Source organism: Nodosilinea sp. AN01ver1 (assembly GCF_050565655.1).
Classification (GTDB): domain Bacteria; phylum Cyanobacteriota; class Cyanobacteriia; order Phormidesmidales; family Phormidesmidaceae; genus Nodosilinea.
In genome coordinates this window covers 135,073-150,483 of record NZ_JBNXVS010000005.1, presented here as the reverse complement: position 1 = coordinate 150,483, position 15,411 = coordinate 135,073, and the positions used below count along the sequence as shown (strand labels likewise).

Sequence of the window (15,411 nt, the reverse complement as noted above, 5' to 3'; positions counted from 1 at the left end):
GTTAGCGCAGCAGCTGCTTGACGGTGCTGATCATGTCGGCGGGGCGGAAGGGCTTGGTAATGTAGGCATCGGCCCCCTGCTTCATGCCCCAGTAGCGGTCAAACTCTTCGGCCTTGCTGGAGCAAATAATGACGGGAATATTCTGAGTGGCGGCACTGTTTTTGATCCAGCGGCAGAGCTCGTAGCCGTTCATGTTGGGCATGACAATGTCGAGTACCACCAGGTCGGGCGGGGTAGCCTGGATCATTTCCTGGGCTTCGACGCCGTCTTTGGCTTCTACTACCGTTAGGCCAGCTTTGAGCAACAGCCCGGCAATCATTTCTCGCAGGGTTGAGCTGTCATCGACAATTAGCACTGTACTCATTCTGATGCCTCGCTGACGGTAAGCAGACCGCCCATTGCTCCGTAGCTATTATGGCCAATTTGCGCAGACTCTAACACTTTTTAAAAACTATAGTGTGGGTCGGGTCTCTGTAGCAGTAGTGAACCAGCAACTCGACCACAGGGAAGGCTGTTTCGGCTGCGTTTTTAATTGCGTTTTCAATCGCGATCGCTGTGCCTAAAGCGCTATTTTGGCGCAGCTCAACTAAGGCGGCGCTGGCTCTGGGCTATCGCAGCGAGAATTTGCGTACGGCCAGTAGACTGCCCATCAGCCCTACGAGGGTACCTAACCCCAGCAGCGCCGCCGGCAGCAAAATCAGCTGCTGGGGAGTCAGCCTCAGCCCCTGCACCACAAACTGAATAAAATCGGCCTGCTGGGTCGCCAGCTCGGTCAAAAAGCGCTGCACGGCAAACAATAGCCCCCAGGCTACCGCTGCCCCCGCCAGACCAAAGGCGGCCCCCTGCAAAATAAACGGCAGGTAAATCCAGATGCGGGTGGCTCCCACCAGCTGCATCACCTCAATTTCGCGGCGGCGGGCCAGCACAATCAGGCGAATGGTGGTGGTAATGACGGCGGTAGCGGTGAGCGTCAAAATGGTAATCACAAACAGACTCGCCCACTTGAGACCGTCGTTGAGCTGGGCCAGGCGGGTGACGGCTTCATCGACGTAGCGCACTTCGTCAATGCCGTCGAGGGCCTGAAGCTGAGACGCGATCGCCGGTACCGATTCCGAATTTTTGGCCTTGACCTTGAGCTCATCGACCAGGGGATTGCCCTTCAGCTGGTCCGTGGCCCCAGCAATATCTGACAGACCCAGGTCGGCGACCAGATCGGCCCAGGCCGATTCTTTTGTCACCGGGGTAACCGCTACCACATCGGGAAACGCTTCGACCACAGGCTTGAGGTCGCTGGCCTGAAAACCGCTTTGCAGGTAGGCCGACACCTCTAGCTGGCTGCCAAACTGGTTGAGCAGCCGCTCCAGCTGCCAGGTTGACTGTAGGCTGATGCCAAACAAAAACAGCAGCACGGTAATGGTGCTAATCGCCGCCCAATTCATCCAGCCGCCGCGCCGCAGCCCCAGCAGGGTTTCGCGCAGCAGGTAGTCAAACTTGGTCAACAGCTTAAACATAGACACCCTTGCCTGGGTAAGTTGAGCCGATAGTAGCAGATATGGGGGTTAGTGCTGATCCGAAACGCTAACCCTGGCGCTTAAGGAATGCTAACCCTGGCGCTAACCGCAGCATGGTACAAACTATGCTCAGATCAGGTCAATGTCAAGGGGATGTTTTGTTTCGCAACTTTTGCTTTGCGACTTTTGTTTCGTAACTTACAGAGCTTCTGTAAGCTAGCCTAGAGCTGACCTTGGCCTGCCCTGGATTGCTGTGGGGGCGACGGGATAGCTGTCCTGGTTATCCACAGTCAGGCATTCTGCCCATACCCCAGGCGCTAGATTTAATTGAACCCTCGACCAGTCAGGTTCCCAGGGTCAAAACAGCTGACCAGGACCAGGAAACGTTACCGATGGCAGAATTCGCTGGTTCACCCGATCGCCAGGCCGTGATTGACTACGCCCTCAAGCTGGGGTTCGATCTAGTCGGCATTGTCGCCCTAGACGAGTCGCCCAGCGACATGGAAACAACGGCGGTGGAGCGCCTGCAGCGCTGGCTAGACCAGGGCTACCAGGCCGATATGGGCTGGATGGATAACCCCAAGCGCCAGGACATTCGCCAGGTGCTGCCGGGGGCGCGATCGCTCGTCTGCGTCGCCCTCAACTACTACACGCCCCATCGCCACTCCCCCGACCCCGACCACGGCAAAATTTCCCGCTACGCCTGGGGGCGCGACTACCACCGCATTCTGCAAAAGCGGCTTAAGCCCCTGGCTGACTGGATTACCGCCACTGGCCACGGCGCTCGCTACTACGCCGATACTGGCCCCGTGCAGGACAAGGCCTGGGCGCAGCAGGCGGGCCTGGGCTGGGTGGCCAAAAACGGCAACCTGATCACCCGCCAGTACGGCTCCTGGGTATTTTTGGGTGAGCTAGTCACCACCCTGAACCTGACTCCAGATTCGCCTCACACCGCCCACTGCGGCACCTGCACCCGCTGCCTGGAGGCCTGCCCCACCGGGGCTATTACCCGGCCCTACGTGGTCGATGCCAACCGCTGCATTGCCTACCACACCATCGAAAACCGGGCCGAAACGCTGCCGGAAAGCGTGGCCCCCCACCTGAATAACTGGGTGGCAGGCTGCGACATCTGCCAGGATGTCTGCCCCTGGAACCAGAGGTTTGCCCAGCCCACCAGCATCGATGACTTTCAGCCCTATCCCGAGAATTTGGCCCCAAAACTAGCTGATTTAGCTACCCTATCAGAAGCCGAGTGGGATCAGCGGTTTCGGGCTTCGGCCCTGCGACGCATCAAACCGGCCATGTGGCGGCGCAATGCCCAGGCCGTTCAGCAGAACCACCGCTGCTGACGGTCTCGGTCCGCAATCGACGTACACTCTATATATTTGCTGTCCAACCTACCGATTCTGCTGTGCTAAAACGCCTCTTTCTTCTGCCGCTGCTGACCCTTTGTGGACTGCTGGGCACCACCCTGCCCGGCCGTACCCAGGCGCTCACGCCCTACGTGCTGCCCCTCGACTACGACTTGATGACTGAGCAGGGGCTGTTTTTAGCCAACGAAGCCCAACAGCTGGCCGAGTTTCAGCAGTATGGGCGGGCTTTGGCCCTGGCTCAGCTGGCGGCCCAGCTGGCCCCCAACGACGGTCAGGTGTTAGCGCTGCTGGGCGGTCTCTACCTGCAAAACAACGAGGTCGACAAGGCGCTGCCGCTGCTCGATCGCGCCCAGAGGCTGCTGCCCGACAACCCACGGGTGCTGTTTGCCCTGGGCTCGGCCTACCTACAGCAAGATGACCCCCAGCGCGCCGCCAGCTATCTAGAACAGGGGCTAGCGCTCGAACCCGACAACCCCAGCGCCCTATTTGACCTGGGCAATGCCTACTTTAAGCTCGACCAGTACCCCCAGGCGATCGCGACCTTTGAGCGATCGGTAGCCGCTGAGCCTGAGTTTTGGCCCTCGGTCAACAACATTGGCCTGGTGCTCTACGAGCAGGGCGACGCGCAAAAGGCGGTGGAGTACTGGCAGTCGAGCCTAGAGCTAGCCGCCAACGAGCCCGAACCCAAGCTGGCGATCGCCGTTGCCCTGCACGCCCAAGAAAACTGCGGCGTGCCCGTAATCAGAGCCGCCAATGCCGCCTGTCAAGAAGCCCTGCGCCTGGGCACCGAAGCCCTGGAGCAGGACAGTCGCTACGCCGACATCGAGTTTTTGCGGACCAACCTCTGGGGCGACAAGCTGCTCGATTCGACCACCGCGTTCTTTGAGATTCCCGATATTAAGACTCTGTTGAGTGAGCTGTAGCTTCGGCTCCGCTCAGCTACCGGTGGCTGAGCGCAGTCGAAGCCCGGTGGCTGAGCGCAGTCGAAGCCCCAACAATCAATAGCGCTGGGGCACAAAAAATTGCTCATTTATGGGCGATCGCACGTAGTCGTCTGGGGCACTGCGGCGCGGCGGCAGCTCTAGCGGCTCGGGCGTCATATCGATATAGTCGATCTTGCTGAGAATGTGGCTGATGCAGTTGAGCCGGGCTCGCTTTTTGTCGTCGGCTTCGACTGTAAACCAGGGCGCTTCGGGAATGTTGGTGTGGATGAACATGGCGTCTTTGGCCTGGGAATACTCGACCCAGCGATCGCGCGATTCCAGATCCATCGGGCTGAGCTTCCAGCGCCGGGCCGGGTCAGTAATCCGCGACTGAAACCGCCGCTCCTGCTCCTCGTCGCTGACCGAAAACCAGTACTTCAGCAAAAGTATCCCAGAGCGCACCAGCATGCGCTCAAATTCAGGGCAGGTCTGCATAAACTCGCCGTACTGCTCGTCGGTGCAAAAGCCCATCACCCGCTCCACGCCCGCTCGGTTGTACCAGCTGCGGTCGAAGCAGACAATCTCGCCAGCGGCGGGCAGGTGGGCCACGTAGCGCTGAAAGTACCACTCGGTTTTTTCGCGATCGCTCGGTGTCCCTAGCGCCACCACCCGGCAGCCCCGCGGATTGAGCGGCTCGGTAATGCGCTTAATGGTGCCGCCCTTACCCGCCGCGTCGCGCCCCTCAAACAAAATGACGATGCGGGTGCCGGTGTGCTTAACCCAGTACTGCATTTTGACCAGCTCTACCTGTAGGCGCGCCAGCTCCTTTTCATAAAATTTACTGGTCAGTTTAGAGCTGCCTTCGGCCTCAGACAGGTAGTGAAAAACAGGCGGCTCCAAAGGCTTAGACCGCACTTTTTTGAGCGGCTTTGTTTTGGTCTTCTTTTTGGCGCTTTTTTTCCCTGACTTTTGCGGCAGTTCTAAAGAATCGCCATTCGCCCCAGAATTAGCCTTGCCACTGCGTTTGCCCATAGCCACATGCTTAAAGTTGACGCTGCTGCCCTAGACCGCCGTTCTAAGCCCACTGGGACAGTTGTAACGCATGGTAGCTGTCGAAGCGGTATGGCAACTGGATCAGCATCAAATATTCAGACCTCGCTCACGCTAGCCATCCCCCTAGAGCTGAACCACCTCCAGCCGAGAGGTGGCCAGGCGATCCATCCACGCGGCCAAAAATTCGTGGTTGGCGGCCTGTTCTGCGGCCTGGGTCGTATCGGCGGGGTGAGGCAGCAGCCCCTGTAGCGAAGCGCTGGTGACGCAGAACATCGATTTTTGGAAGCTCTGGCAGATCTTGACCCGCACATCGTCGAGGCCGCGCCCCTGCGACTCGTAGAAAGCGGTCAGGTAGTCGGGCAGAAAGTGGCGCATGTCCTGCATCAGCAGGGTGGGGGGAATACCGGCCCCGCCAATCGGTAAGGGGTCGGCGTAGAGGGCACCGTAGTCAAAGCGGCCCTGGTCAACCGAAATCTGGTTGGCCTGGGCGTTGTAGGAAACCGTACCTAAAAACGGCGTGCCCCGAAAGAAGACGGCCTCCACGTAGGGCACAGCCACATCCATTAAGAAGGTTAGCCCCGCCGACTTGGGCAGCAGGTCGTAGGGCTTACCGCCAATCTCGACGGCGTAGGTGATGGGGTTAGCGGCGGCGGCGACCAGTCCGGCCTTGATAAAAGCCACCACTTCAGGAATCGTTGTCACCCGGCCCGCGTCGTAGGCATCCGACAGGTCGATAAACAGGTCGCTCATCACCCGCCAAAACTGGCCCAGGGCGCTGTAGTAGGCGAGCTGGCGCACCTGCTCGGGCAAAAAGTCAGGAAAGAGGCCGTGCAGCCCTCGCATAGCCGGGTTGGATTTGATTTTGGCCGCGATCGCCGCCCCGCACCGCTGCAAAAAATCGTCGCTGTCGAGGTAGGTATCCATCTGGCCACCGCCGTGCCAGAGCATGGTTTTCATGCAGTACTCGGCATACTCAAAGTTGATGCGATCGTGCCACCAGTGGCGCAGCAGCCTGGGCAGCGTAACCTGGCCGTTAAAGTACTTAAAGAACGGAAACAGCACCAAAAACTGATGGTCGGCAATGTAAATCAGGTTTTTAGAGTAGGCGTCGAGCACGACCCCGTAGCTTTTGAGAATGCCGACCACCTCCAGCACGTTGGTTTCAGAGTCGGGCAGCAGGGCCTCGGCCCCAAGCAGCTTTTGAATGAAGGGCTCTAGGGGGTGGGCAGCGGTAGCCAGAGGTAGGGTTTTGGTCATGGCAGGGAGACCTGGGCGTTAGGGAGCAACGGGGACAGAGGCCGTCGGCAGAGGCATAGTCAGGGCCGGGGCGACCAAGGCAGGATTGGGCAGAGTGTCCGCCAAGGTGGCGGGCGGTTGAGCCGGGGCCGACCGGGTTCTAGCCTGCACAAACTCCTGGTAGGGCTGGTGCAGTACCAGGGTGATGTGTTCGCTCCAGCGGGAGAGCCAGCTGGGCTGCAGGCCAAAGGCCACAATCAGAGCGGCCAGGCCCAGGGCGGGAACGCGATCGCGCCAGCTGACCTGGGGCAGCACCAGATCGATCTGGGGCATATCGGTCGGGGGGGCGATCGCCAGGCGGCCAAAGAAGGCCCGGTTGACCAGCAGCAAAAAGTACACCGCCGTCAGGCCTGAGCCCACCATACAGAGCAGCGTCTGCACCGGAAAGATCAAAAAGCTGCCCCGAAACACCAAAAATTCTGAAATAAAGCCCACCATACCGGGAATCCCAGCGCTGGCCATCACCCCCAGGATCATCATCGATCCGACAAAGGGCAGACCCCGCTCGGGGTTGAGCAGGCCGCGCAGTACCGTCAGGTCGCGGGTGCCGGTGGTTTTGTACACGACCCCCACCAGCAAAAACAGCAGCGCCGAAATCAGCCCGTGGCTAATCATTTGAAACACGGTCGCCACAATGCTCAGCGGGGTTGAGGCGGCGGCCGCCAGCAGCACGTAGCCCATGTGGCCAATCGAGCTGTAGGCCACCATTTTTTTCATGTCGGTTTGGGCGATCGCCGCCAGCGACCCGTAGAGCACGCTGACGACGGCCCAGGTCGCCATCCAGGGGGCCAGGGCCATCCAGGCATCGGGCAGCAGCCCCAGGCCAAACCGCACGACGCCGTAGGTGCCCAGCTTTAGCAGCACCCCCGCCAGCAGGACCGAAACCGGGGTCGAGGCCTCTACGTGGGCGTCGGGCAGCCAGGTGTGAAACGGAAACAGCGGCACCTTAATGCCAAAACCCACCAGCAGCGCGACCAGCAGCGTCACCTGCTGAGCCAGGGGCAGGGCGGCGGCCAGGCCGCTGTCGTAGTCAAAGCTGGTGTTGCCCGACAGCCACACCAGGCCCAAAAACGCGCCCAAAATCAGCACCCCCGACAGGGCGGTGTAGATCAAAAACTTGGTGGCCGCATAGCCGCGTCGCGCCCCGCCCCAGATCGCAATCAGCAGGTACAGCGGAATCAGCTCTAGCTCATAGAAAATAAAGAACAGCAGCAGGTTAGCGGCCAAAAATGCCCCCGCTACAGCGCTGTTAATCACCAGCAGCAGAATGTAATAGAGCCGCACCCGGTGCAGCTTCGGATCGCTGATGTAGATGGCCACCAGGCCCAGCAGGCTGTTTACCACCAGCAGCGGCAGCGACAGGCCGTCGAGACCGAGGCGGTAGCTTAACCCCAGCGGCTCTACCCAGGGCAGCAGTTCCTCAAACTGAAAGCCCGGTGTTGCCAGCTCAAACCGGGTTGCTAGCAGCCCCACCCAGCCCAGGGTAAACGCCAGGGAAGCGCCGCTGATCAGCTTGGCGGTCTTCGACTCCAGCGGGCCGGGCCACAGGCACAGCACCAGGGCACCCACCAGCGGAATTAAAATTAGCATGCTTAGCATGGCCAACGGTTACCAAAGCGTCCAGGTCATAAAAATTCCGAGCAGTCCTACCCCCGTAATAATGGTCAGCAGGTAGAGCTGCGACTGTCCAGAGGCGCTGTATTTAAGCCCCTCACCGCCAAACAAAGAGGCCAGACCGACGCCGTTTACCAGTCCATCAACGACGTACTGGTCAAACCAGTTGCTCAACCGGGCCAGACTTGCCACCGCGGCCACTACCGTTTTTTCGTACAGCCGCTCGGTGTAGAAATCGTAGGCCAGCAGGTCTTGGGCAATGCGCAGGGGGCGATTCAGCGATCGCGCCAGCGACTTCGACAGCGACACCCTGGTTCCGGCGGCTACCCCTACCCACCCCGATACCAGCATCAGGGCTGTAACCGGCGGGTTGATATATTCCCAGGGGGGCAGCAGCGCCAGCTTACCCATGATCACGGGCACCAAGAGCGTTACCACGGTCAGCGCCACCATGGGCACCGCCATCGGCCAGGGCACCTCCGGGGCGCGCCGAGTCTTGGGTTGGGCATGGCCCAAAAACACCAGGCGAAAGACCCGAGTCAGATTGAGGGCGGTGAGACCATTGACGACAAAAAATACGCCCGCCAGCAGCGGGTAGTCGCCGCTGAGAAAGTCGGCCCCCATCCGCAGGCCCCAAAAGCAGCCCAGGGGCAGCACCCCCACCATCCCCAGTGCACCGGTCACGTAGGCGAGTGTTGTCGCGGGCATTTTGCGCCCCAGACCGCCCAGCTCGGTCAGATTCTGGCAGTTGGTCGTGGTAATGATGGACCCCACCGCCATGAAGATCAGCGCCTTGGCCACGGCATGGGTGAGCAGCAGCGTAAACGCCACCCCAGGCCACTCGGTCCCCACTGCGATAAACACCAGCCCCAGGTAGGCGCTGGTGGAGTAAGAGAAGGTGCGCTTGAGGTCAATCTGAGCCAGCGCCACCAGGGAGGCCCCGATCGCGGTTATCGTACCGAGCACAACCAGGGTGCCTAGGGCCACGGGCGACAGAACCACAATCGGCTGCAGCCGAATCAGCACGTAGGCCCCGCAGGTGACCACCACTGAGTTTCTCAAAATAGAGGCAGGGTTGGGGCCTTCCATGGCCTCATCGAGCCACAGGTGCAGCGGAAACTGAGCACATTTGCCAATCGGGCCAGCAATTAACGCCAGCCCCAGCAGAGTCGCCATTGCCGGCGAAAGCCCCTCCACCTTGACCCATTCGTACAGGTCGTTGAAGTTGAGGCTGCCCGCCAGCGAGGCCAAAACCACCACCCCCATCAGCAGCAGCACGTCGCCAATGCGCTTGGTCAAAAACGCGTCGCGGGCGGCGGTGACAACCAGGGGCTGGGCATACCAAAAGCCCACCAGCAGGTAGGTAGACAGCGTTAGCATCTCCAGCAGCGAGTAGGAGACAAACAGCGACCCACTCAGCACCAGCCCGCTCATGGCCGCCTCAAAAAAGCCCATCAGGCCGTAGAACCGGGCCAGGGCCCAGTCTTTTTCCAGGTAGCCCAGCGCAAAGACCTGGGCCAGCAGGCTCAGCCCTGTAATTAACTCCAGGGCACCCAGGTTGAGCACCGAAATATCGAGAGCCAGGGTGAGGTGTAAATCGGCGAAATCAAACCACGGAAACAGCAGCTCCTGAGGCCCCTGATTCCAAATACCTCGAAAGGCCAACAGCCCGTGGCTAAAAGCCAGCAGGGTCATGGCGATGTTCAGGTAGACCGCTGGGCGGGGACCCGTACGGCGAACCAAACCCGTCGACCAGGGCAGCGACAGCAAAGCTCCCATCAGGCCGTAGACGGGCAGCAGCCAGCTGGTTTCTACAAAAAACTGGGCCATTCCAACGCTCTCTGACAACACCTCACCCTTTGCACCAGCGGCGCTATTGACCTGCTCTACCTCGGGGGTTACTCCAAGCTGAGACCAGCCCTTTGACCCAATCAAGCTGCAGAAACAACGTGAGGGCGATCGCCCCCCAGCCGCACTACCGCAACCGTTCCCTGCCGTTGTCGCAAAATTTTCTCACCAGAACCGTCTGCGACAACGACCCCATGACTGGGCTGAGTTTTCTAGCTTGGCAGCGGCGAAAACACCGCCGATTGAGCCTCCAGGCCGCTATGGCAACACTTTGTTTGATATTCTACCTGATTCCCAATCGGCCTCTTTGTCCAAAATCGGCGAGTTCTGAACCAATCTATAAAAAATGCTTAACGTCAGCGATCGCTGATCAAAACCCAACTTTAGAGGCCAACGAGTCGAATAAGCCAGCCCGACGAGCCCGAGCGAGAGTGAGTAAGCACTCTCTTCTTGTTGTGGATTGATTGCATTAGAAAAAGCTTTGCGTCATAAGTTTTAATAATACTCAACATTAGCAACAATCATTGAGGCTTATATTGCAAAAGTGACTACGGACACCTATGCTTAATCTGTCATCAAGAATTTTTGGGCAATCCAGCGTTTTTGCTTTCCAGAGGCGATTCCCGGTTTTTTATTTTTCGGGAGCTGTTTTTCCATGCCCGGATAACGGGTGAGACGTGCTAGGTAAACCCAGGGTTGTCTAAAAATATATAAGGAGATCTCGACTATGCCAATTGCTGTTGGAATGATTGAAACGCTCGGTTTTCCGGCGGTAGTAGAAGCGGCTGACGCCATGGTAAAAGCGGCCCGGGTCACTCTGGTGGGCTATGAGAAAATCGGCAGCGGTCGCGTCACGGTAATCGTGCGGGGCGATGTGTCTGAGGTGCAGGCCTCGGTATCGGCAGGAATTGAGTCTGCCAAACGCGTCAACGGTGGCGAAGTGCTGTCTACCCACATCATTGCTCGTCCCCACGAAAACCTCGAATTTGTGCTGCCCATTCGCTACACCGAAGCAGTCGAGCAGTTTAGAACCTAGGCTCCAAAGCACTTCTTCTGGGTTTCAGGTTCGCGGTCTAAACGATATTTAGGTGTGCCCCAGTCCCTGTAGCTACAGCTGTAGCTGTAAGCGGCAGGTCTGTCTCGGCATGCCACTAGGCGTCTCTAATCTCTAAAAAAAGGATACAAAAAGAATGGCAATTGCTGTTGGCATGGTTGAAACGCTGGGCTTTCCCGCTGTGGTAGAAGCAGCTGACGCGATGGTAAAAGCGGCCCGCGTTACCCTGGTAGGCTACGAAAAAATCGGCAGCGGTCGCGTTACCGTCATTATTCGCGGCGACGTGTCTGAGGTTCAGGCCTCGGTTGCGGCTGGCATTGAGAACGTCAAGCGGGTTAACGGTGGTCAGGTGCTTTCCACCCACATCATCGCCCGTCCCCACGAAAACCTTGAGTTTGTGCTGCCCATTCGCTACACCGAAGCGGTAGAGCAATTTAGAGAGAGCGTCAGCGGTATCCGCCCCTACGGCAGATAGGTCGCTATGCTCTTGGCTAAGGTTCGCGGCACGGTAGTCAGCACCTGTAAAGAGCCCAGCTTGAGTGGCGCTAAGTTTTTGCTAGTGCAGCTCATTAGCGAAACGGGCGATTTGCTGCCCGACTATACCGTTGCCGCCGATGTGGTGGGGGCCGGGCCTGGCGAATGGGTACTGATTACCCAGGGTAGCGGGGCCCGCCAGCATCACGGCTACGAAAATCGTCCGGTGGATGCGGCGGTAATTGCCATTGTTGATACCGTTAGTCTCGACAGCGGTAACCTCTACAACAAGCGGGATGATTTTAGCTAAACGCACGTGGGGCATTACTTAGGGCACAACTCAAGGCGCTCTCTGTAGTCCAGGCCAGGTTGGTCTGTCGGGATGGTGGTTAGACTAGCTCTTTGACGGCTTCGATCGCGCCTTCGGGGCTCGGTCGTTCAAGGGTTCTTTTGGAGGATGTGTAGCAATGGCGATCCGCACACCAGCGGCATCTCCGACCCAGACAGCGCGGGCATCTCGGATTCACCCCTTGGCCCAGGTACATGGGCAGGTGATGGTAGATCCAGGGGCTATGCTGGCGGCAGGGGTAACGGTGCAGGCCGACCCCAACGCCACGGTGCGCCTCGGCTCGGCCAGCGTTTTGCAGGAGGGCACCACAGTCTACGGTCGTACCCAGGGGCGAGTGCTGGGCGACGATCGCGTGTCTTACGCAGTCTGGGTGGGCGATCGCGCCTTTCTGGCCTACAAAGTCCTGGTGCAGAGCCCGGTCTACATCGGCCCCGACTGCTTCATTGGCTTTCGCTCAACGCTATACAACGCCCGCCTGGGGGCTGGCTGCGTCGTGATGATGCACGCCCTGGTGCAGGATGTGGCCGTGCCGCCGGGTAAACTGGTGCCCTCCGGGTCGGTGATTACTCAGCAGCATCAAGCCGATAGCTTACCCGATGTTGGCCCTGCCGATCGGGCTCTGGTTAACGAGCTTTCAGAGACGTCGGGCTTTGCACCCCCGACCGAATGGCGTGAGTCCACTGACTCCGCTTCCTCCTACCGCACAGCAGACTCAAACGAACGTGATGGATTTGGCACTATGACTTCTCAACTGCTACCCCCCGACGTTGTCCAGCGGGCCCGTCAATATCTGGCCCAGGGCTTGACCATTGGTACCGAGCACGCCGACTCTCGCCGCTACCGCAGCGGCGTTTGGCAGACCTGCAGCCCCATTCAATCCAACCGAGAGTCTGAGGTGATGGCTGCCCTAGAAGCCTGCCTGTCTCAGCACTCCGGTGAGTACGTGCGCATGTTTGGTATCGATCCCAGGGCCAAGCAGCGGGTTGCCCCCATCACCATCCAGCGGGCCGACGGTAAGCCCGTGGCGGTTAGCGGCAGTAGTTCGGTAGCAGCGCCCTCCAGTCATGGAGCCTATCGTCCGGCTCCGGCTGCATCATCGTCGTCCAGCGGTCCTCTGTCGGCAGAGGTGGTGCAGCAGGTGCGCCAGTACCTCAGCCAGGGATACCGCATCGGCACCGAGCACGCCGATGCGCGCCGCTACAGCAGCAACGTGTGGCAAACCTGCTCCCCCATTCAGTCTTCCCGCGAAGGCGAAGTGTTTGGGGCGCTGGAGCGCTGCCTGGCCGAGCACTCTGGCGAGTACGTGCGTCTGTTTGGCATCGATCCCCAGGCCAAGCGCCGCATTGCTCCCATCACCATTCAGCGCCCCGATGGCAGGCCGGTCAGCGGAGGTGCGCCGTCCGCCAGTTCCTCTAGCGTCGGCTATGCTTCGTCTAGCTCTAACGGCAGTTCTGGCAAAGCCTCAGGCGATGTGGCGCAGCAGGTGCGCCAGTGGCTCAACCAGGGGTTTCACGTGGGGGCCGAGCACGCCGATGCCCGCCGCTACAAGAGCAACGTGTGGCAGTCTTGCACCCCCATTGGCAGCACCCGCGAGGGTGACGTCATGGCCGCGATCAATACCTGTATCGCTGAGCACCCCAATGAGTACGTGCGAGTCTTTGGCATTGATCCCAAAGCTAAGCGCCGCGTGTCTGCCGTGACCGTCCAGCGTCCGGGCTCTAAGGCTTCGTCTGGTGGGGCTTCTGGGGCGTCCTATTCGGCTCCGGCATCTAGCCCGACAGCGAGCAATGGCTCAGCCCCAATGGGCGGCCTCTCCCAAGATTTGGTGCAGCAGGTCAACCAGCTGGTTGACCAGGGCTATCGGCTCAGCCTAGAGCACGCTGACGTGCGCCGCTACCGCAGTGGAGCCTGGCAAACCGCCGGTGCCCTAGAGGGCAACCGAACCTCAGATGTGCTAGCCGCCTTAGAGTCTCAGCTGCGCAATCACTCGGGTCAGTATGTGCGCTTGATTGGCATTGACCCCAAGGTGAAAAAGCGCGTGCTTGAGGCGACTATCCAGCGCCCTTGACGTTAGCGCGTCTAGTACCCCACAACGCCCATAAGGTAAAGATCGTTGACCGTGGTAGTACCCGCCCAGGCCAGTAACCCGTCTACCAACGGCCATATCCAAGGGAATGTGGATTTGGCACCGGGGGTAGCTGTGGCCCCCGGTGTACTGCTGGGGGCAGCACCGGGTTGTCGTTTGGTCGTTTCGGCGGGGGTCTGCCTGGGGGCCGATGTAGTGGTGCAGGCCCGCCAGGGAGATTTGGTTCTGGAACCTGGAGTGAGCCTGGGCAGCGGTGTGCTAATTGTTGGCCACGGCTCCGTTGGCCAGCACACTTGCATTGGCTCCAACAGCACAGTCATTAACCCTAACCTGGGAGCTTCTCAGGTGGTGGCACCCGGCTCGCTAGTGGGTGATCCAAGTCAACCCGTTCCGAATCAGGCCCAGTCTTCCAGTGGTGGGTTCGTCGTTGGCGCGGCTTCTTCAGCAGAAAATCGCGCCCCTGTCGCCGCTGGAAGGGCTGAATACAATTCAAGCAGCGGTAGTCAGCCTGCCATCACCCAGGATGAGAGTACTCAATACGGTGGCTCCAACGGCAACACCGCTAACGGCAATACCGCCAACGGCAACATCGCCAACGGCAGCCGCCTAAACGGGTCCTCGGTCTACGGCAAAGCCCAGGTTAATCATCTCCTATCCACCCTATTTCCCCATCGTCAGGCGCTTAATGGCGCTACCTCAGAAGACAAGCCGTAGAATGGAGAAGCAGACACCCCTGTGCAGAGGCACCCTATGCAACCCGACGGCAAACTAGCCTTGCCCCTTGACCTCAAGTCTGGTGCGCCCAAACGGCTGACCCTGGCAACGCCCGCTCCCAGGCCGACGGAAGCTCAGCGGCGCGACAAGTATCGTGGGGCCGCCTTGGGGATGGTGTCGACGGAGAGTTTTCCGGCGGTGGTGGGCACTGCCGACGCCATGCTCAAAGCTGCCGATGTGCTGCTGGTGGGCTATGAGAAAACCGGCGGCGGACACTGTACCGCCATTGTGAGAGGCGGCGTTGCCGACGTGCGCATGGCTGTCGAGGCTGGCGTCGAAACGGCTCAGGAGTTTGGCCAGTTTGTCTCGTCTTCCCTAATCCCGCGCCCCTTGCCGAACCTGGAGGCGGTGCTGCCCATTTGCGCTCGCTGGGATGAGCTGCGCAGTGAGGCCGGAGGCAAACTGGGCAGTCAGGCTATTGGTCTGCTCGAAACGCGGGGCTTCCCGGCCATGGTGGGAGCCGCCGACGCAATGACCAAGAGCGCCGACGTACAGCTGATGTCCCATGAGGCGATTGGCGAGGGGCTCTGCACGATCTTAATTCGGGGGTCGCTGCCCAACGTGGCGATCGCGATCGAGGCCGGCATGCACGAGGCCGAGCGCATTGGTGAACTCCATGCCGTCATGGTCATTCCTCGCCCCCTCGACGACCTGGTCGAGTCGCTGCCCGTCATGGAGATGGAGCAGGAGCAGCCCGAGCCCCTGCGCATCCCTCTCAACCTGGAAGTCAAGCAGGAAGAGGTCGAAGCCGAGCCGGTGTTGATCGAAGCAGCGGCAGAAGAGGCCGAACCCCTATCTCTAGAACTAACGTTGGAAGATCGCGAGCTAGCCGACGAGGAACTTTAGGCAATCAAGGGAGGGTTAGCTTTAGGAACATATCGCCATTGGCTTTTCCGGACATTATGATCAGCCTTGATCGATTCTTGATTTGAGCAGAAATTCTATGTCTTGGACATCTGCACCCAGCGACGTTTTAAATAGGGCTTGCCGAAAAAATATCCAAAGCTAAGCCGACAGGGTGATTCAGCGTGGTTGAGAGCTGGTAAAGTGCAAGGA

Annotated in this window: 14 protein-coding genes; 8 read left to right on the top strand and 6 right to left on the bottom strand. The window is 59.5% G+C overall.

Annotated features, from left to right (window positions below; all coding sequences use genetic code 11):
• Position 1 precedes the first annotated feature (1 nt).
• Positions 2-364, bottom strand: a complete 363-nt coding sequence (locus ACQ4N7_RS06920; RefSeq protein ID WP_430710880.1) for a response regulator transcription factor — start codon at positions 362-364, stop codon at positions 2-4.
• Between the two features lie 244 nt (positions 365-608).
• Positions 609-1,511, bottom strand: a complete 903-nt coding sequence (locus ACQ4N7_RS06915; protein WP_430710879.1) for a cell division protein FtsX — start codon at positions 1,509-1,511, stop codon at positions 609-611.
• A gap of 392 nt (positions 1,512-1,903) precedes the next feature.
• Here ACQ4N7_RS06915 and queG point away from each other — a divergent pair, with 392 nt between their 5' ends.
• Positions 1,904-2,860 (top strand): tRNA epoxyqueuosine(34) reductase QueG, encoded by a 957-nt coding sequence (queG, locus tag ACQ4N7_RS06910; protein ID WP_430710878.1) that lies wholly within the window; start codon positions 1,904-1,906, stop codon positions 2,858-2,860.
• Between the two features lie 62 nt (positions 2,861-2,922).
• The gene (locus tag ACQ4N7_RS06905; RefSeq protein WP_430710877.1) at positions 2,923-3,807 is read left to right on the top strand and encodes a tetratricopeptide repeat protein; all 885 of its coding nucleotides are present in this window, start codon (positions 2,923-2,925) and stop codon (positions 3,805-3,807) included.
• A gap of 75 nt (positions 3,808-3,882) precedes the next feature.
• Here the strand turns inward: ACQ4N7_RS06905 and ppk2 are convergent, their stop codons facing one another.
• From ppk2 to ACQ4N7_RS06885, 4 genes are all read right to left on the bottom strand, one after another.
• Positions 3,883-4,839 carry a polyphosphate kinase 2 gene (gene ppk2 / locus ACQ4N7_RS06900; RefSeq protein WP_430710876.1) on the bottom strand — a complete coding sequence of 319 codons (957 nt, stop codon included), beginning with the start codon at positions 4,837-4,839 and terminating at the stop codon, positions 3,883-3,885.
• Between the two features lie 144 nt (positions 4,840-4,983).
• Complete coding sequence (locus ACQ4N7_RS06895; RefSeq protein WP_430710875.1) at positions 4,984-6,117, bottom strand: CO2 hydration protein; 1,134 nt, start codon at positions 6,115-6,117, stop codon at positions 4,984-4,986.
• Positions 6,118-6,135: 18 nt separating this feature from the next.
• Positions 6,136-7,755: an NADH-quinone oxidoreductase subunit M gene (locus ACQ4N7_RS06890; protein WP_430710874.1), complete on the bottom strand. Its 1,620-nt coding sequence runs from the start codon at positions 7,753-7,755 to the stop codon at positions 6,136-6,138.
• 9 nt (positions 7,756-7,764) lie between these two features.
• The gene (locus ACQ4N7_RS06885; RefSeq protein ID WP_430710873.1) at positions 7,765-9,600 is read right to left on the bottom strand and encodes an NAD(P)H-quinone oxidoreductase subunit F; all 1,836 of its coding nucleotides are present in this window, start codon (positions 9,598-9,600) and stop codon (positions 7,765-7,767) included.
• A 745-nt stretch (positions 9,601-10,345) separates the two neighbouring features.
• Between ACQ4N7_RS06885 and ACQ4N7_RS06880 the strand changes: the two genes are divergently transcribed.
• From ACQ4N7_RS06880 to ACQ4N7_RS06855, 6 genes are all read left to right on the top strand, one after another.
• Positions 10,346-10,654 (top strand): carbon dioxide-concentrating mechanism protein CcmK, encoded by a 309-nt coding sequence (locus ACQ4N7_RS06880; RefSeq protein WP_035985107.1) that lies wholly within the window; start codon positions 10,346-10,348, stop codon positions 10,652-10,654.
• A 154-nt stretch (positions 10,655-10,808) separates the two neighbouring features.
• Positions 10,809-11,147: a carbon dioxide-concentrating mechanism protein CcmK gene (locus tag ACQ4N7_RS06875; protein ID WP_017296879.1), complete on the top strand. Its 339-nt coding sequence runs from the start codon at positions 10,809-10,811 to the stop codon at positions 11,145-11,147.
• A 6-nt stretch (positions 11,148-11,153) separates the two neighbouring features.
• The gene (locus ACQ4N7_RS06870) at positions 11,154-11,456 is read left to right on the top strand and encodes a EutN/CcmL family microcompartment protein (protein WP_017296878.1); all 303 of its coding nucleotides are present in this window, start codon (positions 11,154-11,156) and stop codon (positions 11,454-11,456) included.
• Between the two features lie 157 nt (positions 11,457-11,613).
• Entirely contained in the window at positions 11,614-13,563 is a 1,950-nt protein-coding gene (locus tag ACQ4N7_RS06865) for a ribulose bisphosphate carboxylase small subunit (RefSeq protein WP_430710872.1), read from the top strand.
• 45 nt (positions 13,564-13,608) lie between these two features.
• Positions 13,609-14,295 carry a hypothetical protein gene (locus tag ACQ4N7_RS06860; protein ID WP_430710871.1) on the top strand — a complete coding sequence of 229 codons (687 nt, stop codon included), beginning with the start codon at positions 13,609-13,611 and terminating at the stop codon, positions 14,293-14,295.
• A gap of 36 nt (positions 14,296-14,331) precedes the next feature.
• Positions 14,332-15,201 (top strand): BMC domain-containing protein, encoded by an 870-nt coding sequence (locus ACQ4N7_RS06855; RefSeq protein ID WP_430710870.1) that lies wholly within the window; start codon positions 14,332-14,334, stop codon positions 15,199-15,201.
• The last annotated feature ends 210 nt before the right edge of the window (positions 15,202-15,411 follow it).

Excerpts from the sequence above, each read along its gene's own strand:
- ACQ4N7_RS06920 (WP_430710880.1), bottom strand. The coding sequence starts at position 364 with ATGAGTACAGTGCTAATTGTCGATGACAGCTCAACCCTGCGAGAAATG.
- ACQ4N7_RS06915 (WP_430710879.1), bottom strand. The coding sequence starts at position 1,511 with ATGTTTAAGCTGTTGACCAAGTTTGACTACCTGCTGCGCGAAACCCTG.
- queG (WP_430710878.1), top strand. The coding sequence starts at position 1,904 with ATGGCAGAATTCGCTGGTTCACCCGATCGCCAGGCCGTGATTGACTAC.
- ppk2 (WP_430710876.1), bottom strand. The coding sequence starts at position 4,839 with ATGGGCAAACGCAGTGGCAAGGCTAATTCTGGGGCGAATGGCGATTCT.
- ACQ4N7_RS06895 (WP_430710875.1), bottom strand. The coding sequence starts at position 6,117 with ATGACCAAAACCCTACCTCTGGCTACCGCTGCCCACCCCCTAGAGCCC.
- ACQ4N7_RS06890 (WP_430710874.1), bottom strand. The coding sequence starts at position 7,755 with ATGCTAAGCATGCTAATTTTAATTCCGCTGGTGGGTGCCCTGGTGCTG.
- ACQ4N7_RS06885 (WP_430710873.1), bottom strand. The coding sequence starts at position 9,600 with ATGGCCCAGTTTTTTGTAGAAACCAGCTGGCTGCTGCCCGTCTACGGC.
- ACQ4N7_RS06880 (WP_035985107.1), top strand. The coding sequence starts at position 10,346 with ATGCCAATTGCTGTTGGAATGATTGAAACGCTCGGTTTTCCGGCGGTA.
- ACQ4N7_RS06875 (WP_017296879.1), top strand. The coding sequence starts at position 10,809 with ATGGCAATTGCTGTTGGCATGGTTGAAACGCTGGGCTTTCCCGCTGTG.
- ACQ4N7_RS06870 (WP_017296878.1), top strand. The coding sequence starts at position 11,154 with ATGCTCTTGGCTAAGGTTCGCGGCACGGTAGTCAGCACCTGTAAAGAG.
- ACQ4N7_RS06865 (WP_430710872.1), top strand. The coding sequence starts at position 11,614 with ATGGCGATCCGCACACCAGCGGCATCTCCGACCCAGACAGCGCGGGCA.
- ACQ4N7_RS06855 (WP_430710870.1), top strand. The coding sequence starts at position 14,332 with ATGCAACCCGACGGCAAACTAGCCTTGCCCCTTGACCTCAAGTCTGGT.